This window comes from Ralstonia sp. 22111, from assembly GCF_052045895.1.
GTDB classification, from domain to species: domain Bacteria; phylum Pseudomonadota; class Gammaproteobacteria; order Burkholderiales; family Burkholderiaceae; genus Ralstonia; species Ralstonia wenshanensis.
In genome coordinates this window covers 540,905-559,744 of the sequence record NZ_JBQEPR010000002.1, presented here as the reverse complement: position 1 = coordinate 559,744, position 18,840 = coordinate 540,905, and the positions used below count along the sequence as shown (strand labels likewise).

General features: G+C 64.3%; 20 protein-coding genes and 1 tRNA gene. 11 read left to right on the top strand and 10 right to left on the bottom strand.

Features of this window, described 5'->3' with window-relative positions; genetic code table 11:
• The first annotated feature begins 94 nt into the window (after nt 1-94).
• From ACTJK4_RS08860 to ACTJK4_RS08840, 5 genes are all read left to right on the top strand, one after another.
• The gene (locus ACTJK4_RS08860) at nt 95-1,009 is read left to right on the top strand and encodes a PP2C family protein-serine/threonine phosphatase (protein WP_440817538.1); all 915 of its coding nucleotides are present in this window, start codon (nt 95-97) and stop codon (nt 1,007-1,009) included.
• A 93-nt stretch (nt 1,010-1,102) separates the two neighbouring features.
• A complete protein-coding gene (gene rph, locus ACTJK4_RS08855) occupies nt 1,103-1,819 on the top strand; it encodes a ribonuclease PH (protein WP_232040571.1) in 717 nt (238 codons plus the stop codon).
• 11 nt (nt 1,820-1,830) lie between these two features.
• Nucleotides 1,831-2,436, top strand: coding sequence for an RdgB/HAM1 family non-canonical purine NTP pyrophosphatase (rdgB, locus tag ACTJK4_RS08850; RefSeq protein ID WP_232040572.1), 606 nt, complete (start codon nt 1,831-1,833; stop codon nt 2,434-2,436).
• Between the two features lie 7 nt (nt 2,437-2,443).
• Nucleotides 2,444-3,712 (top strand): radical SAM family heme chaperone HemW, encoded by a 1,269-nt coding sequence (gene hemW, locus ACTJK4_RS08845; RefSeq protein WP_232040573.1) that lies wholly within the window; start codon nt 2,444-2,446, stop codon nt 3,710-3,712.
• Nucleotides 3,713-3,786: 74 nt separating this feature from the next.
• Nucleotides 3,787-3,876 (top strand) — tRNA-Ser (locus ACTJK4_RS08840).
• A gap of 124 nt (nt 3,877-4,000) precedes the next feature.
• On the opposite strand, the gene ACTJK4_RS08835 is transcribed toward ACTJK4_RS08840, so the two are convergent.
• Together ACTJK4_RS08835 and ACTJK4_RS08830 are read right to left on the bottom strand one after the other, a co-directional pair.
• Complete coding sequence (locus ACTJK4_RS08835; RefSeq protein WP_440817533.1) at nt 4,001-4,318, bottom strand: hypothetical protein; 318 nt, start codon at nt 4,316-4,318, stop codon at nt 4,001-4,003.
• A gap of 609 nt (nt 4,319-4,927) precedes the next feature.
• The gene (locus ACTJK4_RS08830; RefSeq protein WP_316869884.1) at nt 4,928-5,095 is read right to left on the bottom strand and encodes a hypothetical protein; all 168 of its coding nucleotides are present in this window, start codon (nt 5,093-5,095) and stop codon (nt 4,928-4,930) included.
• Nucleotides 5,096-5,149: 54 nt separating this feature from the next.
• Here ACTJK4_RS08830 and ACTJK4_RS08825 point away from each other — a divergent pair, with 54 nt between their 5' ends.
• From ACTJK4_RS08825 to ACTJK4_RS08810, 4 genes are all read left to right on the top strand, one after another.
• Nucleotides 5,150-5,734 (top strand): PAS domain S-box protein, encoded by a 585-nt coding sequence (locus ACTJK4_RS08825; protein WP_232040575.1) that lies wholly within the window; start codon nt 5,150-5,152, stop codon nt 5,732-5,734.
• A 398-nt stretch (nt 5,735-6,132) separates the two neighbouring features.
• On the top strand, nt 6,133-6,540 hold the full coding sequence (locus tag ACTJK4_RS08820) for a hypothetical protein (protein ID WP_316869885.1): 408 nt from the start codon (nt 6,133-6,135) through the stop codon (nt 6,538-6,540).
• Nucleotides 6,541-6,575: 35 nt separating this feature from the next.
• Nucleotides 6,576-7,208 carry a DUF2968 domain-containing protein gene (locus tag ACTJK4_RS08815; protein WP_440817529.1) on the top strand — a complete coding sequence of 211 codons (633 nt, stop codon included), beginning with the start codon at nt 6,576-6,578 and terminating at the stop codon, nt 7,206-7,208.
• 182 nt (nt 7,209-7,390) lie between these two features.
• The gene (locus ACTJK4_RS08810) at nt 7,391-8,122 is read left to right on the top strand and encodes a ribonuclease E (protein ID WP_440817526.1); all 732 of its coding nucleotides are present in this window, start codon (nt 7,391-7,393) and stop codon (nt 8,120-8,122) included.
• 26 nt (nt 8,123-8,148) lie between these two features.
• Here the strand turns inward: ACTJK4_RS08810 and pcp are convergent, their stop codons facing one another.
• The 8 genes from pcp to ACTJK4_RS08770 all read right to left on the bottom strand — a co-directional run bounded on the left by pcp (nt 8,149) and on the right by ACTJK4_RS08770 (nt 15,732).
• Nucleotides 8,149-8,796, bottom strand: a complete 648-nt coding sequence (gene pcp, locus ACTJK4_RS08805; protein WP_316869888.1) for a pyroglutamyl-peptidase I — start codon at nt 8,794-8,796, stop codon at nt 8,149-8,151.
• 79 nt (nt 8,797-8,875) lie between these two features.
• Nucleotides 8,876-9,901 (bottom strand): TRAP transporter substrate-binding protein, encoded by a 1,026-nt coding sequence (locus ACTJK4_RS08800; protein ID WP_440817523.1) that lies wholly within the window; start codon nt 9,899-9,901, stop codon nt 8,876-8,878.
• A 139-nt stretch (nt 9,902-10,040) separates the two neighbouring features.
• A complete protein-coding gene (locus tag ACTJK4_RS08795) occupies nt 10,041-10,997 on the bottom strand; it encodes a DUF979 domain-containing protein (RefSeq protein WP_232040581.1) in 957 nt (318 codons plus the stop codon).
• Between the two features lie 3 nt (nt 10,998-11,000).
• Nucleotides 11,001-11,726, bottom strand: a complete 726-nt coding sequence (locus tag ACTJK4_RS08790) for a DUF969 domain-containing protein (protein ID WP_316869889.1) — start codon at nt 11,724-11,726, stop codon at nt 11,001-11,003.
• A gap of 56 nt (nt 11,727-11,782) precedes the next feature.
• Entirely contained in the window at nt 11,783-12,526 is a 744-nt protein-coding gene (gene pxpA, locus ACTJK4_RS08785) for a 5-oxoprolinase subunit PxpA (RefSeq protein WP_024975214.1), read from the bottom strand.
• A gap of 19 nt (nt 12,527-12,545) precedes the next feature.
• Nucleotides 12,546-13,595, bottom strand: a complete 1,050-nt coding sequence (locus ACTJK4_RS08780) for a biotin-dependent carboxyltransferase family protein (RefSeq protein ID WP_316670750.1) — start codon at nt 13,593-13,595, stop codon at nt 12,546-12,548.
• Complete coding sequence (pxpB, locus tag ACTJK4_RS08775; protein WP_322017310.1) at nt 13,592-14,239, bottom strand: 5-oxoprolinase subunit PxpB; 648 nt, start codon at nt 14,237-14,239, stop codon at nt 13,592-13,594. Before pxpB ends, ACTJK4_RS08780 begins: the two co-directional genes overlap by 4 nt.
• Nucleotides 14,240-14,517: 278 nt before the next feature.
• Nucleotides 14,518-15,732 carry a multidrug effflux MFS transporter gene (locus tag ACTJK4_RS08770; protein WP_045206106.1) on the bottom strand — a complete coding sequence of 405 codons (1,215 nt, stop codon included), beginning with the start codon at nt 15,730-15,732 and terminating at the stop codon, nt 14,518-14,520.
• 486 nt (nt 15,733-16,218) lie between these two features.
• Between ACTJK4_RS08770 and ACTJK4_RS08765 the strand changes: the two genes are divergently transcribed.
• Both ACTJK4_RS08765 and ACTJK4_RS08760 read left to right on the top strand, forming a co-directional pair.
• Nucleotides 16,219-17,733 carry an ABC transporter ATP-binding protein gene (locus ACTJK4_RS08765; RefSeq protein ID WP_440817622.1) on the top strand — a complete coding sequence of 505 codons (1,515 nt, stop codon included), beginning with the start codon at nt 16,219-16,221 and terminating at the stop codon, nt 17,731-17,733.
• Nucleotides 17,726-18,835 (top strand): ABC transporter permease, encoded by a 1,110-nt coding sequence (locus ACTJK4_RS08760; RefSeq protein WP_316654959.1) that lies wholly within the window; start codon nt 17,726-17,728, stop codon nt 18,833-18,835. The genes ACTJK4_RS08765 and ACTJK4_RS08760 overlap by 8 nt, the downstream gene beginning before the upstream one ends.
• Nucleotides 18,836-18,840: the final 5 nt, after the last annotated feature.

Genomic DNA, 18,840 nt, shown 5'->3' with positions numbered 1-18,840 from the left:
CCGCCCATAGGCGGAGTATGATTCCAAAACGGTGTAACACCAGGCGCGACGTGCCGGTGCACCGCATCCCTCACCGAATATTTATTTAGCCGCAATGCGATTCTCGGTTTATCAGGAAAGCAAAAAAGGCGCGCGACGCGTCAACCAGGACCGCATGGGCTACTGCTTCACGCGCGATGCCATGCTCATGGTGCTGTGCGACGGCCTGGGCGGGCATTCCCTGGGCGAAGTTGCGGCCCAGCAGGCTTTGCAGACCATGGCGCGCCAGTTCCAGCGCCACGCCCGTCCGTCGATTCGCAATCCGCGTGATTTCCTGCACGAGAGCATCATGCTCGCGCACCGCGACATCCATCGCTATGCCGAAACGAACGGCCTGCCGGATGCGCCGCGCACGACGATCGTTTGCGCACTGGCCCAGCGCGGGTCGCTGCATTGGGCGCACGCCGGTGATTCGCGCATGTATCTGATGCGCAAGGGCGAGCTGGTGACGCGCACGCGCGATCACTCCAAGATCGAAAACCTGCTGCAACAAGACCGCGTGCTGCCGATGCAGGTCGCGAACCACCCCGAGCGCAACAAGATCTACAACTGCCTGGGCTCGCCCAATCTGCCGCTGATCGACATCGGCGGGCCGGTCAACCTGGAACCTGGCGACGTCGCCATGCTGTGCTCTGACGGCCTGTGGGGCAGCGTGGAGGAAGACGAACTGATCGACACCTGCACCAGCTTCTCGGTCACGCAGGCAATTCCCGAACTGATTGCCCGTGCGCTGCGCAATGCCGGCGACACGGCCGACAACACCACCGCCATCTCCATGATGTGGGAGCTGGACGCCGTAACCACCACGCAGGATTCGGTGCAGACCGACACCCTCCCCCTGAACGCCTTCACCACGTCCATCCTGGACGCGCCGCAAAGCGAATCGGGGCTGATGTCGGAAGAGGAAATCGAGCGCTCCATCGCGGAAATCCGCGCCGCCATCGACAAGACCAGCAACCTGACGCGCTAAGCACGTCGCGCAGTCCTCATCCGGCCCGCCCTGCCGAGCGCAGCGCGGGCCGGTATCATGTCGGGCTATCCGTTTTCTTAAGCGAGACCCCCAATGCGACCCAGCGGCCGCCAGCCCGACCAACTCCGTCACGTCACCCTCACCCGCAACTTCACGCGCCACGCCGAAGGCTCGGTGCTGGTCTGCTTTGGCGACACGCAAGTGCTCTGCACGGCCAGCGTGCTGCCCAAGGTGCCGCCGCACAAGAAAGGCAGCGGCGAGGGCTGGGTGACGGCCGAATACGGCATGCTGCCGCGCTCGACGCACACGCGCTCCGACCGGGAGGCCGCACGCGGCAAACAGACCGGCCGCACGCAAGAAATCCAGCGCTTGATCGGCCGCGCGATGCGCTCGGTGTTTGATCTGCGCGCGCTGGGCGAGCACACGCTGCATCTCGACTGCGATGTGCTGCAGGCCGATGGTGGCACGCGCACGGCCAGCATTACCGGCGCGTTCGTCGCCGCATATGACGCTGTCTCGGTCATGCGCGAAAAGGGCCAGTTGGTGGGCAACCCGGTCCGCGACTTCGTGGCCGCCGTATCGGTGGGCGTGGTGGATGGCGTACCGGTGCTCGACCTGGACTACCCCGAAGACTCGGCGTGCGATACCGACATGAACGTCGTCATGACGGGCAGCGGCGGCTTTGTGGAAGTGCAAGGCACGGCGGAAGGCACGCCGTTCTCGCGCGCTGAAATGGACGCACTGCTGAATTTGGCCGACCAAGGCATCCGCACGCTGATCGGCCTGCAAAAGCAGGCCTTGGGCCTGTGAACGACACTGCCATGCGCAAGATCGTTCTGGCATCGAACAACGCCGGCAAGCTGGCCGAGTTCAACGCGCTGCTGGCCCCCCTCGGTTTCGACGTGACGCCGCAAGGCGCGCTCGGCATTCCCGAGGCGGAGGAGCCCTATGCGACCTTCGTTGAAAACGCGCTCACCAAGGCACGCCACGCGAGCCGTGTCTCCGGCCTGCCTGCGCTGGCAGATGACTCCGGCATCTGCGTGCATGCGCTGGGCGGCGCGCCGGGCGTGTATTCAGCGCGCTATGCGCAACTGGTGGGCGAGCCCAAAACGGACGCCGCCAACAACGCCCGCCTCGTCCGTGAACTGGCCGGCAAGGCGGACCGCGGCGCGCACTATGTTTGCGTGCTCGTCTACGTGCGCCATGCCGATGACCCGCAGCCGATCATTGCCGAAGGCAACTGGTTTGGCGAGGTGATCGACACCCCGCGCGGCGACGGCGGCTTCGGCTACGACCCCCACTTCCTGCTGCCTGATCTCGGCAAGACCGCTGCCGAGCTGACCAAGGCCGAGAAGAACAGCGTGAGCCATCGTGCACAAGCCCTCGCGCAGCTTGTCGAACGGCTGCGCACCTTTGAAAACGCCTGAAGTTCCGATGATCCCGATTCACCCCGCCGGCGCAGCCAAGACGCCTTCCTCAACTGCCGCTGAGACTGGTGACAAGGTCACCTCCGTCTTCCTGCAGCCGGGCAAGATCAGCCTGCCCGCTTCGCCGCCGCTGTCCTTGTACGTGCACGTGCCGTGGTGCGTACGCAAGTGTCCGTACTGCGATTTCAACTCGCATGCGGAGCCGGACCAGGGCATCCCGGAAGAGCGCTTTCTCGCTGCCGTGCGTCAGGATCTGGAGGCCGCGCTGCCGATGGTGTGGGGCCGGCATGTGCATACGATCTTCATCGGTGGCGGCACGCCCAGCTTGTTGTCGGCACAGGGGCTGGATCGTCTGCTGTCGGACATCCGCATGCTGCTGCCGGTCGACGCCGACGCCGAGATCACCATGGAAGCCAACCCGGGCACGTTTGAGGCAGAACGCTTCCGCAGCTATCGCGCCAGCGGCGTGAACCGCCTGTCGATCGGCATCCAGAGCTTCAACGACGCACACCTGCAGGCGCTTGGCCGCATCCACAGTGCCGCCGAAGCGCGCGCCGCGATCGACATCGCCCGCGCGCATTTCGACAACATCAACCTCGACCTGATGTTCGCCCTGCCGGGCCAGACACTCGCCGAATGCGAGGCTGATGTGGAGGCCGCGTTGTCGTGCGATACGAACCACGTGTCGCTGTACCACCTGACGCTGGAGCCGAACACGTACTTCGCCAAGTACCCGCCCGCGCTGCCGGATGACGACACGGCGTTTGCGATGCAGGACTGGATTCACGCGCGGCTGGCGGCGGCGGGTTACGAGCACTACGAGGTATCGGCGTATGCCAAGGCGGGCAAGCGCTGCAAGCACAACCTGAATTACTGGCAATTCGGCGATTACCTCGGCATCGGGCCAGGCGCGCACGGCAAGCTGAGCTTTCCGCACCGGGTCATCCGCGAGATGCGGCACAAGCATCCCGACACGTATCTGCGTCAGGCTGAGACGGCCGGCGGTGCGGCGGTCATGCAGGAGCAGCGCGAAGTCGACGCCGCCGACCTGCCGTTCGAATTCATGCTCAATGCGCTGCGTCTGACCGACGGTTTCCCGGTCACGCTGTTCCAGGAGCGCACCGGCCTGCCGCTGCGCTCCATTGAGCGACAACTCGACGCCGCCGAGCAGCGCGGCTTGCTGACGCGCGACCATGTCGCCATCCGCCCGACCGAGCTGGGCCAGCGATTCCTCAATGATTTGCAGGAATTGTTCTTGGCTGACGACGAAAACTGACGGTAACCGGTGCCAAGTTGCGCCAGGTGCCGTTACAATGGCGCCCTTGCTCGCAACGAGCAGCGCAGTACGAAGGAAGCGTGGCCGAGTGGTTTAAGGCAGCAGTCTTGAAAACTGCCGATGGGGTGACCCATCCGTGAGTTCGAATCTCACCGCTTCCGCCAGTCTTTGCCTTGCCACAGGGCGCTCCAGATTTCTCCAGCACGCCCTCGCCGCGTCGATTGACAACGCCGTGCGGCGGGCATTTCCGCTTTTACCAGTTCCGGGTCTTCAATAGCGCATGCCGTGTTAGTGCCGCGCCATTGGCCAAAGCGCATCGGGATCTTGTCCAAGCGCCTTGGCAATGGCCAGACGAACGCGCTTGGCCCCACTGCCCGCGATGGAAGACGACAGCAGTTGCGGAGTGACGTCGTCCAAACCCAGCTTTTCTGAAAGTTCACGCAAGGTGGCCTTGCCGAAACGCTCGTTGAGGAGGCGTTTTACGGTGGGTATGGCGCGGGGAAATTCGCGAGGAGCGGACGTGCCGCCGCCTGCCTGGCTAGCGCTCTTGCGCTCCTTCGGCTCTATCGACAAATCGGCCGACTGAGGCAGAGAATTCTCGGCCATTGAACGGCCTAAATTGGTCAAAGCTTCAGCTGCGTCTCGCCCTGTGCTGGAGCACATCGTGTCCGGTGCGACCAACACCGCAAAATAGCGTCCACGGTCTTGGTACAACCTCACCTTGCAAATCAAATCCATAGTATTCGGGCGCAAAATAAAAACCGGCTTATTGATTATTCTTTTTTTTTAAATGGAATAACCTGACCGCGACTGCTACGCGCCGTTAACCAGAGCCAAGAACGCAAGCGCCGCCCCAAGCCCCCCCGGGCTTGGGGTTGGTCGAGCGCATGAAGACTCTTCCCCGTTCTTCAAAAAAGGTACAACTCTTTTTATTTTTTCTCACCAATAAGCTTATTGGTGAGGACTTGCGCATCAATGCCGGAGCAATGTCGCCGGATCGCCAACTCGAAAAGACCCGGAAGAATCCGCTTACCCCCGTGTCAGCGCGTCGGGCTTGGCCTGTGACGGCCAGACGACTTGCTATTTTCCCCGTTACCCGCCCCGCATCGATTCCATGGAATCGCGAGGGCGCTGAACATTGTTATTAGGCATGATGCTGACACCGCATATTGTGGGCAACGATAGCAGACGCTATTCTGAGTGGCACCCTGCTAATTAGAGGGCATGAACCTGCCAGTAGATGCCGTTCGTGCCTGCTGCTTTTTGGTGCAGCGGGCTCGAATCAGCATATTCCGGGGCGCCGTAAACGCTGGCAGCGCTGTCAATGATCACTGCCTTGTGCACTGTTTGTTGCTGCCTGGGATTGCGACCCTGCTTGGTCATGCACATCGGCGCCGGCCACCACTTCTTTTGTATTGCAACCAAACGCGGCAGACCATGGAAGTCCTCAATGATGTGAGCGCGATCGCTTTGGCCAATAGCCTTCCGGATGGCGTCTTCCTGGTCGACGAGCGGGGGCGGATCCGTCACGCCAACGCGGCCTGGCAAGACCTCCTTGGTTATCGGCCATCCGAGCTGGTCGGGCAATGCATGCTTGAACTCGTAGCGCCGGACGACCGCGACAGAACCCGAAGGGAGGCCGGTCGCGTTCAGGCGGGTGCAAAGTGCACCGGATTCGAAAATCGCTATCGCCACCAGCTTGGCACCGATGTCCAGTTGTCATGGTCGGCGCAGTGGAGCGTCGAGCACCGACTGCGCATCGGCGTGGCGCGTGACGTCACCGCAACGCGGGCCCTGGCCGAGCAGAGCCAGCTGGCGCAACTGCAAGCGCGTCTGGCGCCTCACGAATCCCGGGTATTGCAGTTGTTGTTGACGGAGGCCGCGGAAAAGCAGATCGCGGAACAGCTCGGCCTGGCCACGTCGACAACGCACTCTTACATCACGAATATCTATCGCAAATTCGGCGTGCGTGGCCGCGCTGGGCTAATGAGCCTGTGGCTCAAAGAGATGCAGAACCGCTGATACCCGCTTTGTTCATGGCTGGGCCTTGGTAGAGGAGCGCTTGCGCTCACCGGTTTCCTGTATCGCCGGTACGCCAACTCCACCTTGTGCCCGGCCACCCGTCGATATCACAACACCATCTGGCACAAATGGCCCACGCACCCTGGGCTATACTGCCGCCCGTCACGCACACAACGTGACCTCGGATTGGCGTCCGGGAATATCGCAGGCGGGTACGACCGCCGGTTGGCGGTTTTTTTACGCCCGTACATCAAGCGCCTCCTCTGGTCGGGCCTTGGTGGGGGAGCGCTCGCGCTCGCCGGTTGCCTGCGATACCGGTACGCCAACTCTACCTTGTGCCCGGCCACCCTGATTGGCGTCAGGGAGCGGGATACCAACCCATCGCAGGAGGCCACAACGTGCGCCATGCCATCGCTCGCCCCGAGCAATCGCAATCCCCCTCCCCAGACGGCAGCCGCAAATTCCAGCGCGAGATTGAATCGCTTCAACAGCAACGTGCCGACCTCGTGCGAGCGCTGGCAGCGGCCGAAGCATCCGTAAGAAGATTTCCCCTCGGCTCATTGCAACAGGCCAACGCGCGGGCCCGTGTCACGCGTTTGCAGAGAGAATTGCGACGCTTGAAAGCCGCGCTTGGCACGCCAAAGCGGCATCAGGACGTGGGCGACTTCCTGATCGAGATGTTCCGCGAGCGCGTCTCCTTCAGTGAATGGCAGTGCATCGTCGCCGAAGCCCGACGCCGCCACGACTCAAAAGCGACTGAAGGTCAAATCGGTACGCTCCCTGCGGGGCTGGGCGCACAAAGCTGATATAGTCGCGTCGCCTCCGATTTCTGAACTTTGCGATGTCTCTCGTACTCCGCCGAACCGTCCTCACGTTCGTTGCCGCAGCCTCGGTTGCAGGCGCCGGCTTGGTCCACGCGCAAGCCAGTGCGGCACAAGCGCCAGCAGCGTCCACGGCTGCATCGGGCGGTACCGTCGCTGAACTGAAGCAGTTGCTGGCGCAGAAACGCCTGACCGAACTGCGCACGACCTACAACGGTGATTACGGCACCAGCCTGCTACTCGTCAACGAAGACACCACGGCCTACGTTGCCCTGTCGTATCGCAAAGAATTGTGGCGCGTGTACAAGTTTGCGTCGGTCGCTCCGGCCGAAGGCGCATACGACACGCTGGCCAGCCAGACTCGGACGTGGGCCGAAGATGATCTGCGCCGCGCCGTCACGGCGGGCCAGAAGGCGCAACTGGAGCGCGAAGCCCAGGCGGCTCAGCAGCGCGCCGAATCGCTCAGCCAGGAAGTGCGCATCATGCAGGCGCAGCGTCAGAAGATGCTGACCGAACAGCAGACCATGCGCCAGGAAACCAAGGCGCTGGACATTGAGCGCCGCGCGTATCAAACCCAGGTTGAATCGCTGCAGCAGCAGATCCGCCTGCTGGAAAAGCAGTTGAATGATCCGCACTGGTCGCCTGCGCCGTAACGATCTTTGACGCCACCTCCCTGGCCTGCGCGAGAGCGGCGGGCCAGCGACCTCTCCGCGCTAGATGCAGCACGCATCGACTTAAGACCAGTCTGATCGACCACCGTCCATCTGCCGCTTAGCATGGCGCCTGCTTGCGCAGCCGGCTTGGATGTCCGCTGCGGCCATCAGCGGAGACGGCCTTGGAATCCCCCAACTTCATCATCGACGGACACCTGCGCCTACCGGGTCTGGTGCGTATGCCGCCGCCCTTCGGGCCAACGCTCGATAACGTGCAGGCCAACGCCGCTACACAGGTCAGCGCGCCGATCGATCCCGCAGCCAACACGTGGGGGGACGCTGGTGCTGCGGACCACGGGCAGTGGCGTCGACGCGTGACTGTGCTGTCGATTGGCATGGCGTGCACATTGGCGGCTGCGCTGCTTGGCTGGCAGACCGGGCAGCATCGGCAACCCGCTGCACAGCTTGATCAAACAACCGTGGCCGCCCTCCCCCCGCAGACCGCATCGCCACGTTCACTCGATCATTCTCTTGCATTGCCGGCGGCGCTCGTGGAAACCAACGAAGCCACGGAGCCGCATGCCGCCACCACGGCAGCAGCCGCAGCCAACGTTGCCCAGGCGACCGATATGACTTTCGACGAAACGGAAGTTGCCGCGCCGGTCATCGCTGCAACACCGCCGGCCGCGACGCCATTGCCGGTGAAGCCGCGGCCTCGAGCGCTGGCGCAGGCCGTCGCGCGCCCGCCGACGGCGTCCGAATTGCAGCACACACCCGTGTTGCACGACGAAACGCCAGCGTCCATCGAAGCCGAATGGGCCACGGCCGACACGGCGCCGATCACCTCAGCCTATGCAGCGCCGGGCACACCGGTGCACATCGAACTGCAACGGCATAAGCGCTTCACGGACTGATCCGCGCGCTGCGCCGTCGCGCAGGCTCAGTGCAGCTGGCCGCCCGTTTCGCGTACGTCGTGCAGCGTGCGCAGCGTTGTCTCGATGGCGATGCGCAGGCCTGTGACGATGGTGTCGTGCGCCATGCTCGGTTGCCCCGGGTGCTTGGCTGCCTGCGACGGCAGATACGGGATGTGGATGAAGCCGCCGCGCGTGAGCAGCTTGTGACGGGCGATGGCATGCATCAGCCCATAGAAGACGTGGTTGCAGACAAAGGTGCCCGCCGTCTGCGAGACCGACGCAGGAACACCGCCCGCACGCAACTCGCGCACGATGGCCTTGATCGGTAGCGTTGAAAAATACGCGGCCGGTCCGTCGCTTGCGATTGCGATATCGATGGGCTGTTTGCCTGCGTTATCGGCAATGCGGGCGTCGTCGACATTGATGGCGATGCGCTCGATGGCCATCTCGGCGCGGCCACCGGCCTGCCCCACGGCGATCACCACATCCGGCTGCAGCGTCTGCAGCAACTTGCCGAGCACTTTGTTGGATTCACCAAAGATGGTCGGCAACTGGCGCGCGACGATGTCGGCGCCGGCGATTCCCTGCCCATCGAGGGTGCGCACGGCTTCCCACGACGGATTGATGGGTTCGTTCTCGAACGGATCGAAACCGGTGACGAGGACGGTAGGCATGACGTTCTCCCTGCGTGCTGCGTAAGACTAAAACGATGATAAACGTCCGTCGAACATCATGCCCAAGCGCGTTGCGGCGTCAGTTGGCCTTGCTGCGCTTGTTCTCGAAGTTCAACAGGATGTCGACTTCTTCCGTGCCTGCGGTGTGCAGCCATTCGCGCGTCAGACGCTCGCCCAGGCGGCGCATGTCGCCTTGCAGCGTCACGTCCGGATTGAGCACGCGCACGCCGGTCTTGGCGAGCTCGGCTTCATCGCGCTCATAGGTCTGGCGGCTGGAATCCCAACCCCGCGTCTCGTAATCCTTGGCGAGCTTGAGCACGGTCTGCTGCATCGCAAGCGGAAGCTTGGCGAAGCGCGCTTCGTTGACGAACACGGCGTTCTTCGGGATCCACGCGTTGACCTTGTAGTAATAGGTCATGCGCTGGCCAGCCTTCGTTTCCAGACCGGTGGACGGCGAGGTGACCATCGTGTCGATCCGCCCGCCGGCGATCGCGGCGGTCAGATCGGCGGCTTCCACCTGCACGGCCTGCGCACCGTACAGCTCGGCAATGCGTTTTTGCGCCGCGTTATACGTGCGCAAACGATGTCCCTTCAGGTCGGACAAACGGGCGATCGGTGTTTCGGAATACAGGTTCTGCGGCGGCCAGGGTACGGCGTACAGCAGGCGCAATCCGTTGGCCTTCATCAACGCTTCGATGTGGCTGCGCGAGGCATCCCACAGCAGGCGCGCATCGTTGTAGCCCGACACCACGAAGGGAATCGAATCCACGCCGAATAGCGGATCGCGCTGGGCCAGCGTCGAAAGCATCACCTCGCCCGCCTCGGCTTTGCCGTCCTTGACGCCGTCAAAGATGGCGGCCGGCTTGAGCAGCGTACCGTTCGGATAAACCTCAAGCTTGAGCCCGCCGTTGGTGGCGCTGCTGACGGCGCTGGCGAAGGCCTGCAGGTTTTGCGTATGAAAATTGAGGGCCGGATACGGCGTGGCCACTCGGAGCGTTTCCGCGCTGGCGTGCGCGGCGGAAATCAGCGACAGGGCGCTAACTGCGAGAACACAAAGAAAGCGGCGTCCCGACATGGAACGGCCGCTCGTCATCTGGCTGCTCATGAATCCCCCCGGAGAAAGAGCACGATGCGAGGTCTACGACCGCATGCCCTTGTCTCGCGGGCAGCGATCGCGCTTGGTGACGTCGGCGGGGGAAGAACCGCCCGCGTGACGCACACCGCACGCGACGCATTAAACACGATTAGTGAAGCATCAGGAAGTACAAGAGCAGGATATTGGCTGTAAGCAACAGCAGCGCGGTCGGGACTTGCGCTTTGATCACAGCGTTCTTATCGGACAACTCCAGCAGCGCAGCTGGCACGATATTGAAGTTCGCCGCCATCGGGGTCATCAGCGTGCCGCAGTAGCCCGAGAACATGCCGATGGCCGCCATCACCGCCGGGTTGCCATGGAACACGCCCACCAGGATCGGCACCCCCACGCCGCCGGTCATGACCGGGAAGGCCGCAAAACCGTTGCCCATGATGACGGTGAACAGCGCCATGCCCACGCAATAGACAACGACCGCAACGAGGCGATAGTCCATGTTGATGTAGGCGGTGGTCAGGTGCGCAACAGCCTTGCCCACACCGGCATCGGCGAAGACGAGACCCAGCATGGCCAGCATCTGCGGTAGCACCAGCGCCCAGCCGAGCGACTCCGTCAGCCGACGCGATTCACGCATGGCTTGCACCGGTGTGTCGCGCGTCAGCCAGCACGCCAGCGCCAGCGAGATGATGCAGCCCAGGCCCAGCGAGACGAAGGTCTGGTTCTTCGGATCGAGCAGCAGATCGCCACCGATCTTGATGTCCTTCAGGAACACGCTACCGATGACGGTGACCAGCGGAATGGTCAGTGCCGGAATGAACAGACGGTTGCCCAGGCGTTTGGCGGATGCTCGGCGCTCTTCTGCCGGCAGTTCGCCATGCTTGCCCAGCGTTACACCGCCCGTGCCGGCCAGCAGCGCCATCACCACGGCGCCGATGCCCACCGCGATCGGCGGGATCTTGTCGCCAACGAGAAAGATGACGGCGAAGATTGCCCAGAACAGGCCCGTGGTCCAGCGACGCGGGTGGTTCTTGTCGGCAAAGGTCATCAGCGCGGTGATCGTCAGGATGATCCCGGCCAGCCAGTACAGATAGTTGATTGAGAGAATCATGGCTTACCCCTGCTTGGCCGCGGCCGCGTTGGTGTTAGCGGCAGCGCCCATTTCACGGGCAAGCCAGCCGTCCAGGCGCTTGAGGCGCACCGAGTGGATCACGAACGCGCAGACCGCGGTCGGGATGCCCCACACAGCGATGTGCAGCGGTTCCACGTCGATGCCCGAGCCGAGCAGGAACGTGTGCATCAGCGCGATGGCGCCAAAGGCCACGAAGATGTCTTCGCCGAAGAACAGGCCGACGTTGTCGGTGGCGGCGCAGAAGGCCAGCAGGCGTTCGCGCACCGGCGCCGGCAGTTTGCCGAAGCGGTTTTCGGCGGCACCTTCGGCCATTGGGGCCAGCAGCGGACGGACCATCTGCGGATGCCCACCGAGGCTCGTCAGACCGGCAGCCGCCGTCAGCTCGCGCACGGCGAGGTAGACGATCAGCAGACGGCCAACCGTGGCCGATTGGATGCGCGAGATCCAGTTCTGCGCGTGCTCACGCAAGCCGTGACGCTCGAGCAAACCCACCACCGCGAGCGGCAGCAGGATGATCAGCGGCAACGTCCGCGTCTTGATGATGCCCGTCCCGATCGCCGTCAGGATTTGGTCGATGGACATCGATGCCGCAAAGCCGGTGGCGATGGCGGCCACGGCCACCACCAGCATCGGATTGAATCGCAGGATGAACCCCGCGATGATGACGGCCACCCCGATCAGCGGCCATAGATTCACTGCCGTACCCATGTGGTGCTTCCCCCCCAAGTTAATAAAAAGCCCCGCTGGAAGGACGGGGCCGTGGCTCAGGCGCCGGCGCGAACAGCGATACCCTCGCTGCCAAGCCGTTCCCGAATGCGTCGCGCGAACGCCAGCGCATGCGCGCCGTCGCCGTGCAGACAAACCGTTTCCGCGCGGATCGGAACCCACGTGCCATCGATGGCCTTTACGCGCTGCTCACGCACCATCGTCAGCGTCTGGTCGAGCGCGGCATCTTCGCTGTCGATCAGGGCACCCGGCGTGCCGCGTTTGACGAGCGAGCCGTCCGCGTTGTAACCGCGATCGGCAAACACCTCTTCCTTGGCCTGCAGGCCAAGCTCGCGCGCGGCCTTGACCAGCTCACCGCCCGCCAGGCCAAACACCACCAGCGACGGATCGAAATCACGGATCGCGCGCACGATGGCGACGGCCAGAGGCCGGTCACGCGAAGCCTGGTTGTACAGCGCGCCATGCGCCTTCACGTGGGCGAGCTTGCCGCCCTGCGCGCGCACGATGGCAGACAGCCCACCGATCTGGAACAGCACGCCCGCGTAGATTTCATCCGGCGGGAGGTGCATTTCAGTGCGGCCGAAGTTTTCGCGATCAGGAAAACTCGGATGCGCGCCGATCGATACGCCCTGGCGAAGCGCCCAGCCGACGGTCTGGCGCATCGTGTTGACGTCGCCGGCGTGCCAGCCGCAGGCGATGTTGGCGGAACTCACCAGCGTGAGGAGCGCCTCGTCGGTATCGCAGCCTTCGCCGAGGTCGGCATTCAGATCAATTGCAGTCATGGTGTTGTCTTCCGGTGCATCAGGCGTTCAGTCGCGTCTTGGCGGTGCGGTGCGCGCTCGACAGAATGCCCTGGCGCTGCCAATCCAGCGCGGTTTCAATTTGCTGCAGATACCGTGCCACGTCGGCGCGGGCGGCTTCGGCCTGCTCCAGCGTCACGCGCTCGAAGCGCACGCGCGTGCCAAGCGGAATCTGCGCCAGCCGCCATTGGTCGGCCAGGATGACGGAGCCGATCTTCGGATAGCCGCCCGTGGTTTGCGCATCGGCCATCAGCACAATGGGCTGGCCAGACGGCGGCACCTGGATCACGCCCGGCACCACGCCGTGCGAGAGCAGATCGCCGCTGCGCTGCTTCTTGCGCTTGAGTTCCGGCCCTTGCAGGCGAAAGCCCATGCGGTTGCTGTTGGGCGTGAGCGTCCAGTCTGATTCCCAGAACGCGGCTTGCGCATCGGCAACGAAATCGTCGTATTCGGGACCCGGCAACACGCGCATGACGGGCGTGTCCTTCTGCGCGCGGTCGAATGTCCAGCGGGCTGCCTTCACGGCAACGGTATCGCCGCTGATGTCGGGGGCATACGTCGTATCAGCGGGCAGCACGGGCAGCCTGTCGCCGTCCTTCAGCGGGCGCCCTTCAAGGCCGCCGAATCCGGCTTTCAGATCGGTGCTGCGCGAGCCCATCATCTCTGGCACATCAATGCCGCCGGCCACGCAGAGATACGCACGCACGCCGCCCTGTGCCACACGCAAGGTCAGCGTCTGACCGCGCTGCACGGGAATGGCGCGCCATGCATGCACCGGTGCGCCGTCAAGCGTGGCGCGGCAATCCGCACCCGTCAGCGCGATCAGGCCATTGGCGTGGAAGCGCAGCGTGGCGTTGCCCAGCGTGAACTCGATGCCCGCCGCATCGCTCCGGTTGCCGACCAGGCGGTTGCCCACATACAGCGATAGCGGATCGAGCGCGCCCGACGTGCATACGCCAAAGCGGCGATAGCCGGTGCGGCCCAGGTCTTGCACGGTGGCCAGCACGCCGGCCCGCACGATCTCGATCATGGGTTGGGGTTTCGAACTCATGCGCGCACCTTCGAGGCAACAAAACGGATGCGGTCTCCAGGCGAGAGCAGCGTGGGGGGATTGCGCTGCGGCATGAAGAGCGCCGCGTCTGTACGGCCCAGCAGTTGCCAGCCACCGGGGGATGCGGCCGGGTAGATGCCCGTCTGCTCACCGCCGATGCCCACCGAGCCGGCCGGCACGGCCATGCGCGGCTCGGCGCGGCGCGGCGTGGCGAGCGACTTGTCGAGCCCGCCCATGTAGGCAAAGCCGGGCTGGAAGCCCAGGAAATAGACGATGTATTCGGGCGCGGTGTGACGACGCACGACTTCGGCCGTGCTCAGGCCAGTGTGCCTGGCCACTTCGCGCAGGTCGGGACCTTCGTCACCGCCATACGCGACTTCGATGTCGACGAGTTTGCCGTCAGCCACCAGCGCCTGGCTTTCTTCCCAGGCTTCGCGCAGTTGGGTGGCCAATCGCTGCGCATCGGCCATTGGGCCGAACACGAGCGTGAGGTTGTTCATGCCGGGCACCACGTCGACCACGCCCGTCCAGTTGGACGCGCGCGAAGCCATCGCCCAGATGCGCTGCTGACAAGTCAGGGTGGCCGGTGGCGGCACTTCGCACAACAGCGCCAGTTCTCCCAGCCGGTGAATCGTGCACTGCAACTTGACCCCCGTCTCGTGTGCACCGTTGGCGGGAAGATCCCAGCAAAACGATGCGCGATTGAAAACGAAAGCGATACGTTAATAAATTGTCGATAAATTCTGTATAAGAAGTAACCCTTAGTCACTCAGGGCCAACTCGCGGCGGAACGCGGTCCGGCTGCACTCATCATAGGTGCCGGACACGGTCAGCGTGACGGGCATGTTATGCCCGAGTCACATGAAAAGAGGAAGACGCCCCTGGAACAAGAGGCGTTAAGGAACAGCGGGAAGCGCGAAAATCAGGCGCTGGGCTCTTCGCGCGTGATGCGCAGGCCCAGAACCAGGGCGGCAACGGCGCACACCGCCATCATGCCCAGCAGCGGCAGCGCGGTCTGGCCAATGGCGGCGACCACCGTACCCGTCACCATGCCGAGGCCGAATTGCATGGCGCCCATAAGCGCCGAGCCCGTACCCGCACGCGCGCCCTGCCCCGCCATTGCCAGGGCGCCGGTGTTGGGCGAGATGCAGCCGATCGACGCGATGTAGCAGAACAGCGCTGCCAGCACGAGCGGCAGCGGCGTATAACCCGCCGCGGCGGCGGCAGCAGCCAGCACGCTGGTGATAACCGGCACCCACAGCGCCCGGCGCAGCACGCGCGCCGGCGAGTACTTGCGCACCAGCCGCACATTCACGCGCGATGCTGCGATCATCCCCGCCGCGTTGCTGCCAAACACCCACGCATAGTGCGAGGGCGTCAGCCCATAACCGTCGATCAGCACGAACGACGACACGGTGATGTACGCAAACATGCCTGACAGAAACACCGCGCCGCACCACATATAGGCGGCGTAGTGGTGATCGCGCAGCAGCTCCCAGTAGTCCCGCAGCACATGGCTGACTGCCAGCTTGCGCGCCTGCTCGGGCGCCAGCGACTCGCGCATCAGGTAGTGCACGGCCACCAGCGACAGCACCCCAAACGCCGTCAGCAAGGCAAAGATGACCCGCCACGTTGCGAACTGCAGCACCGCGCCGCCAATCATCGGCGCGAGGATGGGCGCCACCCCCATCACCAGCATCAGCGTGGAATACGCCTGCGCGGCGCCGGCCGGGTCCATGCGATCACGCACGGCAGCGCGTGCGATGACCATGCCCGCGCAGCCGCCAAAACCCTGCACGCCGCGCAGCACAGCCAGCATCGTGGCGTCCTTGGCAAATGCGCAGCCAATGGATGCCGCCACGTACATCGCCAGACCGATATAGAGCGGCGGCTTGCGGCCAAACCGATCGCTGGCCGGGCCGTAGATAAGCTGGCCGATCGCCAGGCTGATCAGGAAGACGGTCAGCGTCAGCCCCGCCGCAGCCGACGACGTATTCAGATCGCGCGCGATGGTCGGCAGGCTCGGCAGGTACATGTCGACCGACAGCGGGCCGATGGCCGTGAGCGCGCCAAGCAGCAGGAGCCAGCCTGGAATCGGGCCTGGCATGCGGGATCGTGCGGGAGCGGGAGCAGTCATGAAGGGAGAGCGGGACGCGGCAGCTGACGTGCGGCCCGCGCCGAAGCAAACCGAGGACTTTAGCGCAAAGTGGCGCCCCACGGGCGCGCACCGGTCAGGTGCAACTCAGCTCGTGCGCCCCACCCGAGGGCTGCGCATGCAACCTGCATACGTCGGCATGACAAGCTGGAACCCGCAAATGGGCCCGATGAGCCCGGCACGGGATTTGCACTCTGCCACCCCTCGTACGAGGCAGTCGCAAGCGGGCTGAAATCCCCGTCTGGAGCGGTGCCGGACGATATAATTTGTGGTTGATGGCAAGCATCACGCAACCATGATGATTGCTGCGATGCGTCGGCGCGAACCTGCATCGGCGTTACCTGTTGTGAAGTGTCGTCAACACCCAAAAAGAGACCGCCTCCGTTGCGCATCCGCACGGTGAGCGGCACGGAAACCACGAGCCAACCTGTTGTGACACCACTCCCACCACGCCTGTCGCTGACGGGCATGACCAAGCGCTACCCGAGCGTGGTCGCCAACGACGGCGTCAGCCTGACTGTCGCGCCGGGCGAGATCCATGCCGTGCTGGGCGAAAACGGCGCCGGCAAGTCGACGCTGATGAAGATCATCTTCGGCACCGTACAGCCCGACGCCGGCGAGATGCTGCTCGACGGCCAGCGCGTTGAGATCGCCAATCCGCACCAGGCCCGCGCGCTGGGCATCGCCATGGTGTTCCAGCACTTCTCGTTGTTCGACACGCTCACGGTGGCAGAGAACATCCTGCTCGGCCTGCCCGCTGGCACCGACCTGCGCCACGTGGCCGAACAGGTGCGCAGCACGGTCGAGAAATACGGCCTGCCGCTGGAGCCGCATCGCCATGTGCACACGCTGTCCGTGGGCGAGCGCCAGCGCGTGGAAATCGTGCGTGCACTGCTCACCAAGCCGCGCCTGCTGATTCTTGACGAGCCGACCTCGGTGCTGACGCCGCAGGCCGTCGAGAAGCTCTTCCTGACGCTGCGCCAGTTGGCGGCAGAAGGTACGAGCATCCTCTACATCAGTCATAAGCTCGACGAGATTCAAGCCCTGTGCCACGCCGCCACGGTGATGCGCATGGGCAAGGTCACGGGCGTGTGCGACCCACGCCAGGAAACGGCGGCGTCGCTGTCTCGCATGATGATCGGTGGCGAGCCGCCGCGCGAATTGCGCCCGCAGACCACACCGGGCGAGGTGCGCATGGAGGTGGCCGGCCTGTCGCTGCCCAAGTCGCACGCCTTTGCGACGGAACTGCGTGACATCGCCCTGCAATTGCGCAGCGGCGAGATCGTCGGCATCGCGGGCGTCTCGGGCAACGGGCAGCAGGAACTGCTGGCCGCCCTGTCGGGCGAAGATACCCGCGCCTCGGCACAGACCATCAGCATCGGCAACGAGCCGGTCGCCAAGCTGGACCCGCGTGCGCGCCGCAAGCGGGGGCTGTCATTCGTGCCGGAAGAGCGCCTGGGGCGCGGCGCCGTGCCATCGCTGTCGCTGGCCGCCAATACGCTGCTGACGCATCAGCGTGCGCCGCAGGTGCGTGGCGGCCTCATCGACAAGAAGGCTGCCGCCAAGCTGGCTACCGGCATCATCAGCCGCTTTGGCGTGAAGGCCGGAGGCCCCGATGCGCTGGCCAAAAGCCTATCGGGCGGCAACCTGCAGAAATTCATCGTCGGCCGCGAAATCGAATGCGCGCCGCGCGTGCTCATCGTCGCGCAACCTACCTGGGGCGTGGACGTGGGCGCGGCGGCGCAGATCCACAACGAAATCCTCGCGCTCAAAGCCGGGGGCTGCGCCATCCTCATCGTGTCGGAAGAACTCGACGAACTCTTTGCGCTGTGCGATCGCCTGCACGTGATCGCCAACGGGCGCCTCTCCCCTTCCACCCCCACGCACGCCACCGACCGCGAACAGATCGGCCTTTGGATGAGCGGCATGTGGGACAAGACCGCGGCTTCGGCGGCAGCAACCTCGGAGGCGGCCCATGGCTGACGTCATGCATGGCAGCCGCCTGGCGCTGCCGGTTTCGCTGGAGTTGCGCGCAATCCCGTCGCGCACCATGGCCTATGCCTCGCCGCTGATCGCGCTGGTGCTGACGATGGTGTTCGGCCTGCTGCTGTTCGCGTTGCTGGGCAAAGACCCGGTGGCGGGCCTGCGCGTATTCCTCGTCGAGCCGCTGGCCAGCAAACGCGCGATTGGTGAAGTGCTGCTCAAGACCGTGCCGCTGGTGCTGTGCGCGCTCGGCTTGTCGGTGTGCTATCGCGCCAACGTGTGGAACATCGGCGCGGAGGGGCAGCTCATCGTCGGCGGCATCTTCGCGGCGGCCACGATCATTTACTTCGATACGCCCACGCCCGCCATCCCAGGCGGCTTTGCGCTGGTGCTGGCCGTCGTTGCCGGCCTGATCGGCGGGGCACTGTGGGCCGCCATTACTGCGCTGCTGCGTGATCGCTTTCATGCCAACGAGATCCTCGTCTCGCTCATGCTCACGTACATCGCGCAGTTGCTGCTGCTGTACGTGGTCAACGGGCCGTTGAAGGACCCGAACGGCATGAACTTCCCGCAGTCGATCGTGTTCGACAGCGCATTCGTTCTGCCGACGCTCGTAGCCGGCACGCGTCTGCACGTCGGCTTTCTGTTCATGCTGGTGATGACGGCGGCGATGACGTTGTTCGTGTTCCGCAGCTTTGCGGGTTACCGGCTGCAAGTGGGTGGGCTGGCACCGCAGGCGGCGCGCTACGCGGGCTTCTCGTCACGTGCGGCGCTGTGGACGGCGCTGCTGGTGTCGGGCGGCCTGGCAGGCATTGCCGGCGCCTTCGAGGTCACGGGCCCGATCGGGCAGCTGCTGCCGTCCATTTCCCCGGGCTACGGCTTTGCCGCCATCGTGGTGGCATTCGTCGGTCGGCTGAATCCGGTTGGCACCGTGCTGGGCGCGATCGTGATGTCGCTGTTCTATATCGGCGGCGAGCTTGCGCAATCGCGCCTGGGCCTGCCGTCGGCCATTACCGGAGTGTTCCAGGGCATGCTGCTGTTCTTCCTGCTCGCCTGCGACACGCTCATCGAATACCGCCTGCGCTGGCGCGCGCATCACTGATCAGG